General features: G+C 50.2%; 13 protein-coding genes. 6 read left to right on the forward strand and 7 right to left on the reverse strand.

Going from position 1 to position 17,208, the window contains the following annotated elements:
• Positions 1 to 5: 5 nt before the first annotated feature.
• Positions 6 to 878 (reverse strand): polysaccharide deacetylase family protein, encoded by an 873-nt coding sequence (locus ABEW34_RS09475; RefSeq protein WP_430157486.1) that lies wholly within the window; start codon positions 876 to 878, stop codon positions 6 to 8.
• Positions 879 to 1,182: 304 nt separating this feature from the next.
• Here ABEW34_RS09475 and ABEW34_RS09480 point away from each other — a divergent pair, with 304 nt between their 5' ends.
• From ABEW34_RS09480 to ABEW34_RS09505, 6 genes are all read left to right on the forward strand, one after another.
• Entirely contained in the window at positions 1,183 to 2,622 is a 1,440-nt protein-coding gene (locus ABEW34_RS09480; RefSeq protein ID WP_430157489.1) for a sensor histidine kinase, read from the forward strand.
• Positions 2,623 to 2,624: 2 nt separating this feature from the next.
• The gene (locus ABEW34_RS09485; RefSeq protein ID WP_430157492.1) at positions 2,625 to 4,025 is read left to right on the forward strand and encodes a response regulator transcription factor; all 1,401 of its coding nucleotides are present in this window, start codon (positions 2,625 to 2,627) and stop codon (positions 4,023 to 4,025) included.
• A gap of 121 nt (positions 4,026 to 4,146) precedes the next feature.
• A complete protein-coding gene (locus ABEW34_RS09490) occupies positions 4,147 to 4,899 on the forward strand; it encodes a glucose 1-dehydrogenase (protein ID WP_430157494.1) in 753 nt (250 codons plus the stop codon).
• A gap of 151 nt (positions 4,900 to 5,050) precedes the next feature.
• Entirely contained in the window at positions 5,051 to 6,022 is a 972-nt protein-coding gene (locus ABEW34_RS09495; protein WP_430157497.1) for a hypothetical protein, read from the forward strand.
• A gap of 165 nt (positions 6,023 to 6,187) precedes the next feature.
• On the forward strand, positions 6,188 to 7,381 hold the full coding sequence (gene fabV, locus ABEW34_RS09500) for an enoyl-ACP reductase FabV (RefSeq protein ID WP_430157500.1): 1,194 nt from the start codon (positions 6,188 to 6,190) through the stop codon (positions 7,379 to 7,381).
• Positions 7,382 to 7,732: 351 nt separating this feature from the next.
• The gene (locus tag ABEW34_RS09505; RefSeq protein ID WP_056029736.1) at positions 7,733 to 8,671 is read left to right on the forward strand and encodes a ribose-phosphate diphosphokinase; all 939 of its coding nucleotides are present in this window, start codon (positions 7,733 to 7,735) and stop codon (positions 8,669 to 8,671) included.
• A 95-nt stretch (positions 8,672 to 8,766) separates the two neighbouring features.
• Here ABEW34_RS09505 and ABEW34_RS09510 read toward each other — a convergent pair whose 3' ends face one another.
• The 6 genes from ABEW34_RS09510 to ABEW34_RS09535 all read right to left on the reverse strand — a co-directional run bounded on the left by ABEW34_RS09510 (position 8,767) and on the right by ABEW34_RS09535 (position 17,028).
• Positions 8,767 to 9,441, reverse strand: a complete 675-nt coding sequence (locus ABEW34_RS09510; protein ID WP_430157503.1) for an NAD(P)H-dependent oxidoreductase — start codon at positions 9,439 to 9,441, stop codon at positions 8,767 to 8,769.
• A 188-nt stretch (positions 9,442 to 9,629) separates the two neighbouring features.
• Entirely contained in the window at positions 9,630 to 11,921 is a 2,292-nt protein-coding gene (locus tag ABEW34_RS09515) for a glycoside hydrolase family 3 protein (protein WP_430158542.1), read from the reverse strand.
• 220 nt (positions 11,922 to 12,141) lie between these two features.
• Positions 12,142 to 13,128 carry an iron-hydroxamate ABC transporter substrate-binding protein gene (locus ABEW34_RS09520; protein WP_430157506.1) on the reverse strand — a complete coding sequence of 329 codons (987 nt, stop codon included), beginning with the start codon at positions 13,126 to 13,128 and terminating at the stop codon, positions 12,142 to 12,144.
• 123 nt (positions 13,129 to 13,251) lie between these two features.
• Positions 13,252 to 14,268, reverse strand: a complete 1,017-nt coding sequence (locus ABEW34_RS09525; protein WP_430157509.1) for a FecCD family ABC transporter permease — start codon at positions 14,266 to 14,268, stop codon at positions 13,252 to 13,254.
• A 2-nt stretch (positions 14,269 to 14,270) separates the two neighbouring features.
• The gene (locus tag ABEW34_RS09530; protein WP_430157511.1) at positions 14,271 to 15,275 is read right to left on the reverse strand and encodes a FecCD family ABC transporter permease; all 1,005 of its coding nucleotides are present in this window, start codon (positions 15,273 to 15,275) and stop codon (positions 14,271 to 14,273) included.
• A 127-nt stretch (positions 15,276 to 15,402) separates the two neighbouring features.
• Positions 15,403 to 17,028: a helix-turn-helix domain-containing protein gene (locus tag ABEW34_RS09535; protein WP_430157513.1), complete on the reverse strand. Its 1,626-nt coding sequence runs from the start codon at positions 17,026 to 17,028 to the stop codon at positions 15,403 to 15,405.
• Between the last annotated feature and the right edge of the window lie 180 nt (positions 17,029 to 17,208).

Consider the following 17,208-nt stretch of genomic DNA (forward strand, 5'->3'; position numbering starts at 1 on the left):
TTCTCTTATGAGTTGCTTGCATCTGCCTCGTTATCGGTATAGGCATCATAAATTTCCCCTAGCGTTGCGAACCAGGCTCCGCGCGATTCCATATGCTGAATCAGCTTCTCCAGCATTTGAATGTTATGCGCCCGGCCAATCGTCTGCGGATGTGTCGTCAGCACATAACATGCGCCCTCTTCATTGTCACAAGCATAGTCAAAAATATCTCTCCAACGCTCGAATACCTCATGCGTAGAGCGCATGCCTTCCGCTCCGCCAATGACATATTCTTGGGTTGGAAAATCATCCAAATACCATGAAACCGGAATTTCCACGATTCGGCTAGGCGGGCCAAATACATTCGCCTTGTCCATATTAATCTCTACGACTTCCCTTGGGCGGTAGGGATGCAAATCATTGCCCATCAGACTGCTGTCATAGCTGAATCCGTGCTTCTCCAGCAGCTTCAAGGTATTGGGGCTGTAATCCCATGCAGGCGAGCGGTAGCCGCGCGGCTTGACCCCCAGCCTATCCAGCGCCGTAAAGCCGCGGAGCAAAATTTCTTCCTCTTCTTCATAGCTCATATGGGTTGGATTTTCATGCGCATAACCGTGATGGCAGATTTCATGTCCGGCGGCTACGATTTCACGACATACCTCCATATGCGTGTCGATCGTATGGCCCGGAATGCACCAGGTTGTCGTGATGCCGTATTTGCGGAACAAATGAAGTAGGCGAGGTGCGCCCACCTCTGCGCAAAATTCGCCGCGTGACAGATAGGCAGGCGAGAAGCGGTCGAATGTCCCCATCCATACGGATGCTGCATCAAAATCGACACCGATGTTGACGGCGACCTTTTTTCCTGTAGGAAGTTTCACCTTACCAGATCGTTGCATTTTTAACCCTCCCGTTAACTTTTCTCACATGATTTTGTCATTCGTCTGATTTAGGGCTTAAAGCCAGTTGCATTTGCCCCAGCCGCTTAAATTCATTATAAGATCGCTTACAAAACAAAAAAACTCTAACAATTTGCGGAAAGGTGTACTTTTTCACGGTATCAGGTTAATATTTCCTACACATTCATGCATTTATTTTTCAAATAACACTTGTCAAGCTCTTTACTATTCATGATATATTAATTAACAAGCGTTATAAAAGTCTATCGTCTACACCATGATCGGAAATTAAAGGAGGGTCCCGGTGGCGAGAGTGCCTTTGAGTGTAAAATATAAAATGATGCTTGTTCATACCATCGTCATTATGATTCCGATAATTGCTGTCCAGTGGTTGGCTTTTCAGGCGCTGAGCAGCAAGCTCTACGATAATGTTGTGGAGAGTAATCTCAATATTTTAGATGAAGCAAGCAACAGCCTGATCTTTCTTAATCTCAATGCGCTGCAGCTGGAGGATAAAGGAAACGATCAGGTCCAGCAATTTATTTTTTACGGCCTTGCCAATACCGCCATGGGAAAAGACAGCGACGTCATTATTAGCAACCATAGCGGGCAAACATTATTTTCCACGAATAAGCATCTCGCTTCCAAGCATCTGCATGAACAAATTTTCACATCCAAGGAGGGCAAAGGCTCATTTACCGTCGATTATCTGCATGTCAAACGGGTCGTCTTCTATTCGTATAATGCTTTCGCAGACTGGTACATTATTGTGTACACGCCGGAATCATCCATTATGGAAAAACTGTCGTACATTCATCATTTAATGGGTATTCTGATGCTTTCGAGCGGAATTATGTGCGTCGTGCTCATTATTATTCTATCGATCTACTATTCGGGACCGATTATTTTGTTAAATCGGAAAATGCGGCAATACGCCACCGGAAAAATCGATATGATGCGCCCACACCGGCGCCAAGACGAGGTTGAGGAATTGGAGGGCTACTTCGAGGACATCGTTATTCGGCTGAAGGAAAGCGTAAATCGGGAATATGAGATGAAAATGAAATCCGATAAAGCGAAGCTGCTGGCGCTGCAAGCACAAATCAATCCGCATTTTCTCCATAATGCACTGGAAACGATCAATTCCATTGCCCTGATCCACCGTGTGCCGCTCATTTCAGAGCTTGCTCGCTCCTTGTCCCAGATGTTCCGCTACAATATTGTCAATGAGGAGAAGCTGGTAACAATCGATGATGAGCTTCATCATATTGAGCATTATTTGAAGGTTCAATTAATCCGCTTCGATCAAGCGATTCAAACGAAAATCGATATTGATCCCAACGTTCGAAAGAGCCGCACGATCAAATTCGTCCTGCAGCCTATTGTTGAAAATAGCATTGTGCACGGCTTTCGAAATATAGACAAGGAAGGCTTTATTAACATTACCGGGTACTGCGAACGAAGCCGGGTTATTCTCACCGTCCGCGACTCCGGCGAAGGCATGAGCGAGGAAGATGTCCAGCAAATGAACGATAAGCTTGGCAATTTGGACATGTCGCTTAGCCTAGAGCAGGATTCGCAGGAATCAGCTGGGCATAATCGCGCTTATGAATACGGAATCGGCATATACAACGTCAATAACCGCATCAAGCTTGCTTTTGGCGAGCAATACGGCCTCACTTACCGCGCTATGGAGGAAGGACTGCTGGTCATCATTACATTGCCTTATCAACCGGAGGGATAATCATGTACAAGACTATCATTGTGGAAGATGAGCCATGGATTCGCAAAGGAATTGAAGAGGTTATCCCTTGGAATGAGCTGCCGCTGCTGCATGCTGGAAGCTTCCGCGATGGCCTGGAGGCGCTGGAATGGTTGGCTTGCAATGAAGCCGATATCATCATTACTGATATTCGAATGCCCAAGGTGGACGGCATTGAAATGCTGGGCCGGATTGCGGCCACAAACGGCAAGCAGCCAAAATGCATCATTTTATCCGGATACGATGATTTTAGTTATGCTAAAAAAGCGATTGCTTACGGGGTTAAAGAATATTTGCTGAAGCCGATTAACCCCCAGGAAATAGCGAGCGCCATGGAGAAGCTAACCGTTGAACTAGACAAGGAAAGCAGCACGCGCAATATAGAGCTGAAAAATCGTGTTTGCGAAATTATTCTTGACGACACGACACTGGCTGCCTGCGAGGAGCTGCCTTATTCAAGCCTTTGTCTGCTGCTTGCAAATGAGCCGCTTCCGCAGCAAAGCGAGCTTCAGTCAGGGATTACCCTCATCGCCATTCCGCTTGGCTCGCATACGGTGTATTGCGCGGCTTCTGACGAGAAGGACAAGCTTGCCGAATGGCTGAAGCTCCTCCCTCCGTTTGAAGCTAATGCAGCAAGGGTATCCAGTGCTATTTTTAATGGGGATGCCCATTCTTTGCAGCAAGCCTACCGAGAAGCCGAAAAACAACTGCATATGCTGCGTTGCTCGACTACCGCAAGTCAGGTGGGCTTGACGCCACAGGATGAGAACAGCTTTGCACTTTCGGTTCAGAAGGAAGGCAAGCAAGCGGTGTTAAAGCTGCTTGAGGAATATGAGCAGCGGTTCCACACCTTTGAGGAACGGTGGATTGTGTATTTGCAGCTCTGGATTTCTATCAGCAAACATGCAACGAGTCCTTCCTGCCTGGAAGGACTGCAATCGTTGAACGAGCTTAAACGCACGAACACGCTTGTGTCGCTGGCCGCTTGGCGTTCGCAGCAGCTCGAGCCCCTTATTGACAAGCTGGCAGATGGCGTGCTGGCGACGAATGGCTCCAGCTCTCATACCGCACTTAGCATTAAACGATATGTGGAACAAAACTATCGCAACTCTTCCCTGTCGCTGCTGGAGGCAGCCGAGCGGTTTCAGCTGTCCTTCTCCTACTTGAGCAGCTTGTTCAAATCGCAATATGGCGTCAATTTCACTGTATTCGTTACAAACCTGAGGGTAGAGGAAGCTAAGCGAATGCTCTCCACCTCTAGGCAAACGGTCTATGAAATTGGCGAGCTGGTCGGCTTTAATGATGTGAAATATTTTGTTCGCGTCTTCAAGAAAGTGACGGGAATAACGCCCAGCTCCTATCGGGAATTAAATGGGAGCCTCTAAGCGTCTTTTAACCACTAAAACGTACACCCAGCTTGAATATTTGGAATTTACCGCCGCCAGCGTTCCTCCTATCCTAGTTATATAAAGACAGTTGTATAACTTACCTGGAGGTGCATACGGCATGAAACGTTTGCAAAATAAAGTAGCCCTTGTCACAGGAGCAGCCGGAGGAATTGGAGCCGCTATAGCCGCTGTCTTCGCAGCCGAAGGCGCCAAGGTTGTGCTGACAGACCTATCGGAACCCGCGCTGAAAGAAACCGCTGAAGCTATTTGCGAAACGGGCGGCGATGTTTACCCCCTTGCTCAGGATGTCTCATCGGAGCAACAATGGCAGCATGTGACCCAACAGGCCGTCCAGCGTTATGGAAAACTAAATATTTTGGTCAATAATGCAGGCATCGCTTCGCCCTTCAACGTGGAGGAGGAAACGGTGGAGCGTTGGGATAAGGTTCAGGCGGTCAACTCCCGCGGCGTGTTTCTAGGCATGAAATACGCCGTGCCTGAAATCCGCAAAGCCGGAGGAGGCTCCATCATTAATATTTCTTCGATTTTCGGCATCATTGGCGCAGGTGGAGAAGCTGCCTATCACGCCTCCAAGGGAGCCGTGCGGCTGTTGACAAAAACGACAGCGATCGATTTAGCCAAAGACTTTATTCGTGTCAACTCCATTCATCCCGGAATGATTGAAACGCCGATGACCGAGCATAAACTGACCAATCCCGCGGGATTTGAAGCAGCCAAGCAGGTTACGCCATGGCCAAGGCTCGGCAAGCCGACTGACATCGCTTATGGTGCGCTGTATCTCGCATCGGATGAGTCTAGCTTCGTCACCGGCTCCGAGCTCGTCATTGACGGCGGCTGGGTTGCTCATTAATTCGCAGAGCTGTTATTTGTTTTTTTAGCTCAGCACTCCAAGTTATTTTTTTGTTTTGCCGGCTTTCTCCGTTTTTTCACTTTTATCGCTTATCTTATAGAGGCCGGCAAGCACATACAAACAAACTATAACCTTTAGGAGTGATTGAACAATGAAAAAACTAATTCCGATTACCCTGGGCCTTGCCCTTACCTTCTCCAGCTCTGCATTTGCTGCACAAACGATAAATTCCGCAGCACCAGTCAAGACAGCTGCAGCGATTACCGCTTCCAGCCAAACAGCGATTAAAACAGCAACAAGCGGCGGCTTTACCGTCAAAACCGACATGAACGCCATCATTACCAGCCAACCTCTGCTCAAGCTGCTGAATGTAACGCGTGACGAACTGAACACTCAGCTGAAAGCGGGCAAAACGCTGGAAACGATTGCCAAGGCGAAAGGCGTATCAACAGACAAGGTCATCAGCTGCTTAATGCTGACGCAAACGACCCAAATCGCAGCCAATGTCAAAGCAGGCAAGCTGACGCAAGCTAAATCGACCCAAGTCGTAAATGAGCTGAAAACACAAATTAAAAAAGCCGTTCAGCAAAAGTACGTTACAACGACGACTACCACGACTACGACAAAAACAACGACGACGAGTAAAACTGCCGCAGATAGCAAAAGCAGCGCGGTAGACAATGAACGACTAAACGCAGCCGCCAAGGCGCTGGGACTTACCGAAGCGCAGCTTAAAAAGCAGGCGGAAGCGGGAAAATCGATCGTCCAAGTTGCCAAAACATATGATGTCAGCGAGCAAACTATTGCGAACGCTGTGTACAAGCAGGATCAGCAATGGCTGTCCGAGCAGCTGCAAGTAAAATGGGAGAAAACAGACGGCACAGCTAAAGGAGCCAATGAGGATCTTCAGCGTTTAGTCGATGACGGCTATCTTTCCAAAGCGGCTTCTTCCATCGGCGTCACACAGCAAAGCCTGCTGAAGCAGCTTCAGGAAGGCAAGTCCTTAAATGAAGTATGCGAGCAAAATAATGCCGATACCGCTAAGCTTGCCAGCGCTCTTGAAGCCCATTGCAAGGATCAAATTGCCAGCCAGATTAAAACAGCCGGCGAGCATTTTGAATAACCCCGCTTGAACCTTTCCAGCAGCATCTCGCGCAAGGCCGACTCTATTCGGCCTTGCGTTTTTTCGTGCCCTTCCATTTGACCGGAAAAATCGGTAAAATGGTAGAGAATTGTTCAGCAATATGGATAGCAAGCCCATTTTACAAATAGGAAGGAATAATTAAATATGATCATTCAACCTAAAACACGCGGTTTTATTTGTACGACAGCACACCCGGAAGGCTGCGCTGAGCAAGTCCATCGTCAAATCAAGTATGTTGCATCCAAGCCAGCTATTGCAGGACCGCGCAATGTGCTCGTAATCGGCGCTTCTACAGGCTACGGCCTGGCATCGCGCATCGTATCTTCCTTTGCAGCTGGGGCCAATACGATTGGCGTTTATTTCGACAAAGCCGCTGAAGGCGCGCGTACCGCTTCCGCAGGCTGGTACAATTCCGCTGCTTTCGAGAAAGCCGCAGCTGAAGCTGGCCGCAAATCGTATAGCATCGTCGGCGACGCTTTCTCTGATGAGATCAAAGCCCAAACGATTGACCTGATCCGCAGCGAACTGGGCAGCATTGATCTGGTCGTGTACAGCGTAGCTTCGCCTCGCCGTACCCATCCGAAAACTGGTGAAACCTTTTCTTCAGTCATTAAGCCGATTGGCGAAACCTATACGAACAAAACGGTTAACTTCCACAGCGGCGATGTAACGGAAGCTACGATTGAGCCGGCAACTGAGGAAGAAATCAGCCAGACGATTGCCGTTATGGGCGGAGAAGACTGGCAAATGTGGATCGACCAGCTTGAGGAAGCAGGCGTACTGGCAGACGGCGCAACGACTGTTGCCTACTCCTATATCGGACCGGAAATTACGCATGCAGTTTACCGTGAAGGAACGATTGGTTATGCTAAAAATGACCTCGAAGCAACGGCGAAGCGACTGAGCGAGCAGCTCAGCACGAAAGGCGGACGTGCCTATGTGTCCGTCAACAAAGCGCTTGTTACCCAATCCAGTTCGGCGATTCCGGTTGTACCTCTGTACATTTCCGCGCTGTATAAGGTGATGAAAGAAAAAGGAACGCATGAGGGCTGCATTGAGCAAATGTACCGCCTGTTCTCTGATCGCCTGTATAATGCTTCTGGAGAAACGCTCGTTGATGACAGAGGCCTCATCCGCGTTGACGATTGGGAAATGAGACCTGAAATTCAAGCTGAGGTTGCAAAGCTATGGTCAGAGCTAACTACAGAAAATGTGTACGAGCTGTCCGACCTTGCTGGCTACCGCAAAGAGTTTTTCCAGCTGTTCGGCTTTGAGACCGACGGCATTGATTATGAAGCTGATGCCAATCCGGATGTTGCAATCCCCAACCTTCGTTAATCGCTATATTTGATAAGACAGCCTCCAAACTTGCGTTAATCGCAGGCCTGGAGGCTTTTTTTTATTTTATATTTCAGCTGCCAGCAAGTCAGGAGTTTGTTGCCTTTAAACGAAAACCCTCGTCCAAACTGACGCTAGCTTCTTAAATTGAACGAACTATGACTTGAATCTGACCTCCTTCAATGTATAATGGAATGTAGTAGTTTTTCGTAGCAAACTTGAGTTTACGCTTTCGAAGCAGTTTTGCTGCGCAAAACTTAAGTTTATGCTTTCGAAGCAGCTTTGCTGCGCAAAACTTAAGTTTACGCTTTCGAAGCAGTTTTGCTGCGCAAAACTTTAAGGAGGAGCACAATGCAGAAGGTAAAAATATTTTCGGGATCATCCAATCGCGCGCTTGCCGAGGAAATTTGTGGTTCACTCGGAATTCCGCTGGGCAATGTAGCGATATCCCGTCAGCAAAGCGGCGAAATTCACGTATCGTATGAAGAACCTATTCGGACATGCCACGTCTTTATTGTACAAGCGCTGTCCCATCCGGTTAATGAGCATTTAGTGGAATTGATGATTATGATCGATGCGGCGAAGCGCGCTTCCGCCAAAACCATCAATCTCGTCATTCCTTATTATGGATATGCGCGCCAGGAACGCAAATCCGCTCCTCGTGAGCCGATTTCCGCCAAGCTGGTTGCTGATGTGCTGACTACGGTCGGCGCTCACCGCATCATTACCGTGGATTTGCATGCAGATCCTATTCAAGGCTTTTTCGAAATTCCGGTCGATCATCTGACGGCTCTGGATCTCATTATCAGACATTTGAAAAGCCAAAATATCGTCAATCCCGTCGTCGTTTCGCCGGATGCTGGACGAGCTTCAACGGCTGAGAAGCTGGCGAACTATTTGGATTGCCCGTTTGCGATTATGATTAAAAACCGCCCTGCCCACAACCAATCGGAAATTACCCATATTATCGGTGAAGTAGAAGGCATGACGCCGATTATTATTGAGGATCTGATCGATACGGGCAGTACCATCGTAAACGTCGTAGAAGCGCTCCACAAAAAAGGCGCTCATGACGCCTACGTTTGCGCGACTCACGGCTTGTTCTCGGCCAACGCCATTGAGAAGCTGACGCATCCGAACATCCGCCAGGTTGTTGTAACGGATACGATTGCGCTGAGCGATCATTCGGACAAGTTTTTTGTTCTGCCGATGTCGCCACTCATTGCAACCGCCATTAAGATCATTTCCGAAGGCGGCTCGCTCGATAAGCTCTTCAAAATCGGCGGCTAATCTTTTATAGCCATACATGCCGCAATGGCGGCAACGCAAAAACGCATCGGAGTGCTGCCAGCAAGCAGCCCTCCGATGCGTTTTATTATAAAAGCTTAGTTAACCCACTGCACAATCTCCTCTAAAGGCAGCCTTGATTTCGGGCGCTTCGGCTCAGCGAGCCGGTAGCCAAAAGCGGCCATTACGGACACTTCCATATTCCCGCCCTCCAGCAGCCCTTCCCCGTCCAACATCGCATGCACCTGATCCAGATTAAAGCCTTCAATCGGACAGGAATCAATGCCAATTTGTGCTGCTGCGGTCATCATGTTGGCAAGCGGGATATACGTTTGCTTCGACGACCAATCCAGCAGGGTACGCTCATTATCCAGCAAATGCAGATCAGACTCCTGAAAAGCCTTGTAAATAACAGGAACCTTCTGATAAACTTCCTCGCGCATCCCTTTAACCTGCGTGTACATATACTTCATATATTCCGAATCATAGCGCACATTGCGGCGGGCTAGAATAACGATAAAATGGCTTGCCGTTTCCAGCTGTTTCTTCGCTCCCCAGGAAACTTCAGCCAGCTTCGCGCGCAGCGCCTGGTTTTGAATAATGGTAAATTTCCATGGCTCCAGCCCAACGGAACTAGGAGACAGCCTGCCCGTTTCCAAAATAAAATGAAAATCCTCATCGGATATTTTTCGCTCGGGGTCAAATTCCTTCGTCGCATGCCTGAACCACAACGCGTCCAGAATTTGCTGTTTTTTTGCTTCGTAATCGTTCATGCCTCGCTTCCTTTCCAAACCGATAAATTAATCATAATGGAATTTTCGGACTGGAACAAGAGGACGCCTTTATGCCGCCTGCCAGGCTCCCTACCACTTGTAAACAAGCGAACAACGCCCGCCAGCATCAGTTTACTGACAATGGCGGGCGTTATTAAATAGCCATGCATAGGCATTAAATCGGCATGTTATTTCTTACTGTGCTTGCCGCCAGCATATTTTGCCGTCCTTGCATCCTGAATGACACCGCTCCAGTTCAGCCCGTAGCCGAAATCGTACGCATGGCCTGCTGTGTCCACATACACATCCATATCATGCGGCGTGTCTTCAAGCTGCTCCTCTACCGTCCTCATATCCAGCGGCATTTGGAAAGGCAGCAAACCAGATGGCTCAGAAGCACCGATAAGCGTCTCCAGCAGCGCCTGCTCCTGCAAGCCAAAATGGGCAATAATCGCATCGGCTTCAGCTTCAAATTCAGCGACTACCGCAGGGTTGCTGAGCGTAATCGAAACGATGACGGGCTTGCCCTTCATTTTCGCTTTCGTGTCCAGCACCATATCCAGATCGGATTCATTCGCAACGTTAACCGTCTTCCCTTTGTAGCTGCGATTCAGCACATCGCGGGCATCGCCTGCAAGACTCGTCTCACGTGCATGTACAGCCGTATACGGACGGTATTGAAGGCTGACCGGCACATAGCCATTTCCGCCCGCTTCGGCGTTTGCCTTGCTGTAGCCCATCGTGCTATGCGGGCTTTCGATGCACACCAATGCGAAATCCGCCTGCTCCGGGTTGTCCGTCACTTCAAAATACTTCTGGACCGTATCCACACTAATTGGATAACCCTCGAAGGACGGTGTCGGCAGGCCGAGCCAGCTCGCACCCTCCGGCCGGAACTTCCTAGGAATATAGACGGTCAGGCGTCCGCTTGCAGCAGGCAGCGGCAGCGTTTGCCCTTCATTTTTCAGCAGCACCATCGATTTCAGCTGGGCTTCATAGCCTGCCGCCATGAAAGTCGGGGAACCGACCGTCGCAGCCGTCTGCGCCACTTCCAAATAAGGATTTTCAAAGAGGCCAAGCCGGAAAATATTTTTCAGCAGCCGCACCGCCGATTGCTCGAAACGGCTGCGCATGAACGCCTCGCCATGCTGCTGCACGCCGATCTGATAAGCTTCAATAACCGGACCCGTCTCATTGTTGCCGCCAAATTGGTCTACGCCAGCCATGAGCAGCTTGTAATGGCGCTCCGCTATGCTGTAGCCTTCCTCCACACCCCAGCAGCGGCCGCCGCTCATCAGCCTCGTAATGTCATCGCCTTCATCTGCAGTAATGCCCCAGTCCGTGCAGACGACGCCATCGTAGCCGTACCGCTCGCGCAGCAAATCGTTTATGAGGTAGCTGTTGTAGGAGTTGCCGACATTTTCGCCGTTAACCGGGTCTTGTCCCTGCGAAATCGTATAATAAGGCATAACCGCAGAAGCTTTGCCGGTCTTGCCATCCAGCTTGAACGCCCCTTCCGTAAAAGGACGCAAATGCTGCTCAAATTGCTCTCCCGGATAAACGGCATATTTGCCATAGCCAAAATGCGCATCGCGGCCGCCTTCACCCGAGCCCCCGCCCGGCCAATGCTTCACCATCGCATTCACGCTGTCATAGCCCCAGCCTTCAGCAATTTCCTGCTCGCCCTCTGACGTCTGGAAGCCGTCAATATAAGCACGGCCCATATCGGTGGACAGTTGGGGATCTTCGCCGAAGGTCATGCCAAAACGGAACCAGCGCGGATCGGTGCCAATATCGACCTGCGGCGACAGCGCCGTGCCAATGCCGAGCGCCCGATACTCCTTGGCTGCAACCTCGCCGAATTTTTTGGCTTCCTCTGGATTAAACGTAGCGGCAAGCCCCATCGTCTCCGGCCACATCGAGATGCTGCCGCCAGCTCCGGCATTAAATTCCTTCGTCGAATCTGTCGCATGCCGCGGATCAGAGCTCGTATTTACCGGGATGCCCAGCCCCAAGCCTTCAACGTACGCCTGCATCGTGTTGTTCCACTGCGCCGCCGTTTCCGGGCTTTCCACCATCGTCAGCAGCACATGGCGCAAATGATCCTGCTCCAGAAAAGCAAGCTGCTGGTCCGTCAGCGCATGCGAGTCTGCGCCACTATCCGCGTAAGTTTTCCCCCCATAGGTGCCGGGGTGCCAGCCCAGGCTAGCGGGAACGGCCTGATGGCTGCTGTAGAGCATAAGCCCGGCAATTTGCTCGACACTCATTTTCGAAGCGAGATCTTCGGCCCGCTCCTGCGGACTAAGCCGCCAATCCTCATATTTATCCAGCTTGCCATCCTTGTTCAAATCTTTAAAATAAAAACCGTCCTGCTCCAAAATACGGACGCCGGACAAGGTGGAATAGCCGAGCTTCGGTCCATTTTTATTATGAATATATTGAATAGTAGAAGCCTGATCACGCTTGTCTGTCAAACCGATCCCATCCCTTCGCTTACCTGTAGATGCCTTGCTTACCTTCTAATTATAGCGAATTTGGCCATGCTCAGGCTAATCGTATTCCGACTTTTTAGTTGTGCTATTAAGACTATTATTGAAAAAATGGCTGCAGAGCATGTTCGCGCTCCGCAGCCATTAAAAGATCGGTCGGTGACTTCCGTTCCTTCACCGTTTTATTAACCCAGCCCACTGCCTAATTCGCTTATTTCTCGAACAGGGTTTGTGCATCGTCAAGCGCCATGCTGTGGCCTAGCGACGAATAATCAAGCCATTTTTGCCCGTCAAGCACATAGACATGGTTGTTCTTTACAGCCTTCAGATTGAGCCATACTGGATTTTGCTCCAGCTGCTCGAAATTCGCTTTCGCCTCATTGCCTTTGCTGATGATGACGAAAATCGCATCTGCGTCAAAATCAGGCAGCACCTCCTGCGAAATGACGGCATAAGGCTCATCCGTAATTTTTTCAACGCCCGTTGCCGGAGTCAGCCCCAAATCCTCGAACATAATCGGTCCTACCGGACGTTTCATGCCCATGACGCGAAGCTCCTTCGCTGTTGTGCGAATCGCCATCACCTTGGCATCAGCGCCAAGCTTGCTGTTGATAAGGGTCTTCACGCTATCCGCTTTCGCTTCATAATCTTTAATAAACTGCTCCGCTTCCGCCTGCTTGTCGACATGCTCGGCAATCCGCTTTAAATGATCTCTCCATGTGCCATTATCCATATCGATGGAAATCGTCGGGGCAATTTTCTCGAATTTGGCGAGGTCTGCGCCGGAGTATACTTCATCGATGTAGATAACATCAGGCTTCAGCGCCAGCACAGCTTCCATATCCGGATCTGTAACAACGCCAAGCTTCGCTGTTCCCTTCAGACGATCCGCCACATGGGGCAGGAAGTCCTTCACGTCGCCGCCGACAACCGAGCCAGCTGGTTTAATTCCTAGAGCAAGCAGATTGTTCGTAATATGAATGGACATGGAGGCAATTTTCACATCAGGGCCATGCGGCTCCACATGTTCAGCGCTCGGTGAAGCGCTCGCTCCTGCATCAGCTTCGGCCCCTTGACCTGCATTGCTCCCATTCGTGCTTTGTGGCGAGGCAGCCTGTCCACATGCCGCCAGCATTGCCACGATAATAAGGCTGATTAGCGACAGCAGCGCTTTAGAAGAAAACCGTGATTTTTTCATAACTCGTTAAGTCCCCCGTATTCATCGTCTGAACGTCCGTTCAGCGTTTACTATAATTAGTTATTTCAAAACCATTCCTTACCTATCCGATCTACCCTCCTTCACTTCACTTCACTGCCCTGCTCAAACTTTCTTCCTGAACAGCATGTACAGAAAATACGGCCCGCCTATAAGGGCAACGATGACACCGGCTGGAATCGCATTAGGCTGAAAAATAGACCGTCCAATCGTATCCGCAGCTACGAGTATCACAAGCCCGATGCTAGCCGCCGCTGGCAAAAAATAGCGATGCTGAGGACCCGCTAGCCTGCGTGCCAAATGCGGCGCTACAAGTCCGATAAAACCAATACCGCCGGTCATGGAGACGCTGGCGCAGGACAAAGCTACGGCAAGAATAAGCATGAGCAGCCGATTTCGCGTAACGCTGCTACCTACGCCTGAAGCGATTTCATCGCCAAAGCTGAATAAATCCAGCGTCTTCGATTTTAAGTAAATGATCGGCACTAAAATAACGATCCACGGCAGCAGCGCCCAGACGTTGATCCAATCTCTGCCCCACACGCTTCCCGCGAGCCAACGAGCAGCGAAAGCATAGGTATCCGGGTCAAGCTTAAGGGAAAGGAACAATGTAATCGCACTTACGCCTGCTTCTATCGCAATCCCTACAAGAATGAGCCGAATCGGCATAATTCCCTGCTGCCTGTCATACGCCAGCAAAATAATGATGATGGCAATCACGCTGCCTCCGGCAAACGTAAACATCGGAATGAGCATCGCAAGCGAGCCCTCCATCGTCCGAAAGAAGGAGACAAATACGATTAGCCCGAAGGCGGCTCCGGCATGCAGGCCCAAAATGCCCGGATCAGCCAGCGCATTGCGCGATACGCCCTGCAGCACCGCTCCGGCTACGCCAAGGCCGATGCCGCCTAGCATCGTGACAATGATGCGCGGCAGCCGGTAGTCAAGCAAAATCATCTGCTCCTCCGTCGTTCCCCCGCCCAGAAGCGTCTGCCAAACCGCAAGCGGCGATAAACGAATCGTCCCTGTGTTTAAACCAATCATAATGACCACAATAGCCAAAATAAACATGACGATGCTTACCGTAATCGCTCTGCGAGCTCGGTATGCCGATTGATCCATGACTACAGCTCCCTCCTCTCTTTACGTGCTAAATAGAGGAAAAATGGAACGCCGACCATAGCGACCATTGCGCCAATGGCAAATTCCCGCGGGGGATTGACCATCCGCGATGCATAATCAGCCCAGACGAGCAGGCTTCCGCCAAGCAGCGCCGAAAGTGGCAGCACAAACCGGTAATCGACGCCAACGATCCGGCGGGCAATATGCGGGATAACAAGCCCGACAAAAGCGATAGAGCCGGCAGCTGACACCGAAGCTCCTGCCAACACTACAGCTATGAGCAGGCCGAGTATGCGGATGCGGGTTGTTTTAATACCCAGTCCCGTCGCCGCTTCTTCACCAAGCGAGAGAAACGTAATGGGGCGTCCGAGCAGCATCGCACCTGCCAGGCCAGCAAGTATAACAGGGGCCAGCAGCTTCAAATGCATCCACTTAATGCCCGCTACACCGCCTGCATACCAGAACGCCAAATCTTGGCTGAGGTCAAAATAAATCGCAATGCCAGTACTAAGCGAATGCAAAATAGCAGCAACAACAGCGCCAGCAATCGTCAGCCGCAGCGATGTAAGTCCGCCCGGAGCCGCCGAGCCCAGCAGCATGATGAACAAGGTACTTAAAGCAGCGCCGATGAAGGAGAGCAGCATTAATTGCGAATAGGATAACGCCGGAAGCAGCGCAAAGCAAAGCGCTACAACGAAAGCCGCCCCGGCATTTACACCCAGCAAGCCTGTATCCGCCATTGGATTGCGGGTTACCCCTTGCATAATAGCGCCTGCTACGGCAAAGGCCATACCCGTAAGTGCTGCGCCCAATACGCGCGGCAGTCTCAGCTCATGTATAATTTGATGCGGCGTCAAGCTGGCATTATAATCGAAAACAGCCGTCCACACCGTATGCAAATCCATTTCCTTAGCGCCACCCGACACAGCTATAAACAGCGAGAACCCCAGCCATGCGCAGCCTGCAATAAGCGATAAACTAATCGTATATCCTTTGTTCCATTTCATACGCTTTTACCCGTAAAGCCTCCCCAAATATCAATATTGATAATCATTATCATCTTCTTCATTATAACGATTCCCGCTTTCCCGTACATGACATAATTCAAGATCGCCATATGGATTATTCTCAGGTTTACAGCGATAATCTATTCGGTGAAAGCAGCAATTGCCTCGCTTCCTCCATCTGCAACTCTATGCCATAAGGGGCGTAGACGATCCATTTTGTTTTATCGAGGAAATAGACACGATCATTTTTCACGGCGGGAAAGCTTCTCCACACCGCATTCGTTTTCAGCAATTCTACGAGAAGCTTATGCTCCGCCTCGTCCGAGAAAGCGAGAAACAAATAATCGGCTTCATAACCGGCCAGCTCCTCGGGCTGTATCGAAACCCAGTTGAAACCCGTTCCCGGCGCATGCTGCGCGAGCTTCTCACGGATTTTAGCAGGCGGTGATAGCTGCAGCGAGCGATAAAGCACATGCCCAATGTTGCGGGTGCCATAAATGCGCAGCTCCTCCTGGCGTGCGACGCATATCGTCGCTGTCGTGCCTATGGAAAAAGAGCGCAGCAAGCTTCTGCGGATCTGCTCCGCCTTGCGTTCATGGCGATCCAGCCATTTTCGCGCAGCCTCCTGCCTGCCCGTCAGTTCGGCCAGCTCATGCATATGGCTGTATATATCCATCGTTGACCAAGGTATGCCTACAATTGGCGCTACGTCATTCACATGCTTGAGCGCCTTCGCCAGCACATTATCTTTGCAAATAAACAAATCCGGCTGCACTTCAAGAAAAATTTGGCGCCCGATTTCCCAAGGATCGACCGCATGCTTTGGCAGCTCCAGCTCCCTGGTCACAATAGGCAAATGCCTATGAACCTGGGCTGCGCAAATGTCCAATCCCAGCGTAAATAGATGATCTGTATAGGCATAGGAAAGCGAGCTTATTTTTAAATCCCGATTCCGCGTGTAAACCGTCGGCGCATAACCGCTCGTTGCCTTGAAGCGGCGGCTGAAATAAAATTCGTCCCCATAGCCGACATCCCCGGCAATATCATGAATCGGCTTATCCGTCAGCAGCAGCAGCTCCTTCGCCTTGTTCATCCGCAGATCGGTTAGAAAAGCGACCGGCGTCTTATTCATCACTTTTTTGAACACCTGTGAATAATAAGACGGGTGCAGTTGGGCAATTTCAGCAAGCTTATCCACTCGAATGTCTTCGCGAAAATGGGTTTGCATATAGCGCAGCGTCAGCCCCAGCCGCTCTTCCAAATCATTCGCCGCAGCGGGAGCCGCCTGCGCAATAAAACTTTCTAGCATTTCGTGCAAATAATGCTGCTCCAGAAACCGGCTGCTCTCCCGCATACCGCTCTGTTCAGCCGTCAGCAAATAAAGCAGTCGCTTGAAGCGGCTTCCTTTGAGCTTAATAAGCCCTTCCACCGGGAACTCCAGCACTCGCTCATATGCTCGCTGATCCTCTCCCCGCTCCTTTATACGGAATAAATCAAAAATCACCCACCGCAGCTCGACAGGCGCAGCTGTACTTAGAGATAGCTCAATTACCGTATTTGGTGAAAAAATGTAATAGCCATCGCGGGCAAGCTTCCCACGTTCCCCGTTTATGATCAGTTCTCCTCTGCCTTTCGCTGCATACAGCAGCGTATGGCTGAGCAGCGTTTGCCCGCCATCGGTCCAGCTTGGGGGGGAAGCGGCTTGCCTGGCTTGTTTAATTTCCAATAAAAAATCGGTCAAAAATGTCGTCATTTCCCGGACTCTCCCTCATTTGCCGCAGCAGGACAAGCACAGCTTGGATCGTTTAGCGCTGGACCTAGTCCGATTGTACGGTTTGCTGCTATTCATTATATAGAAAAAAAGTATCGCTGGCACCCTTATCTCTAGCGAGCAGCCTATCTCATCTGTATACAAATTGCCTCTGCTGGAAAA

Source organism: Paenibacillus algorifonticola (assembly GCF_050481745.1).
In the GTDB taxonomy this organism is placed as follows: Bacteria; Bacillota; Bacilli; order Paenibacillales; family Paenibacillaceae; genus Pristimantibacillus; species Pristimantibacillus algorifonticola_A.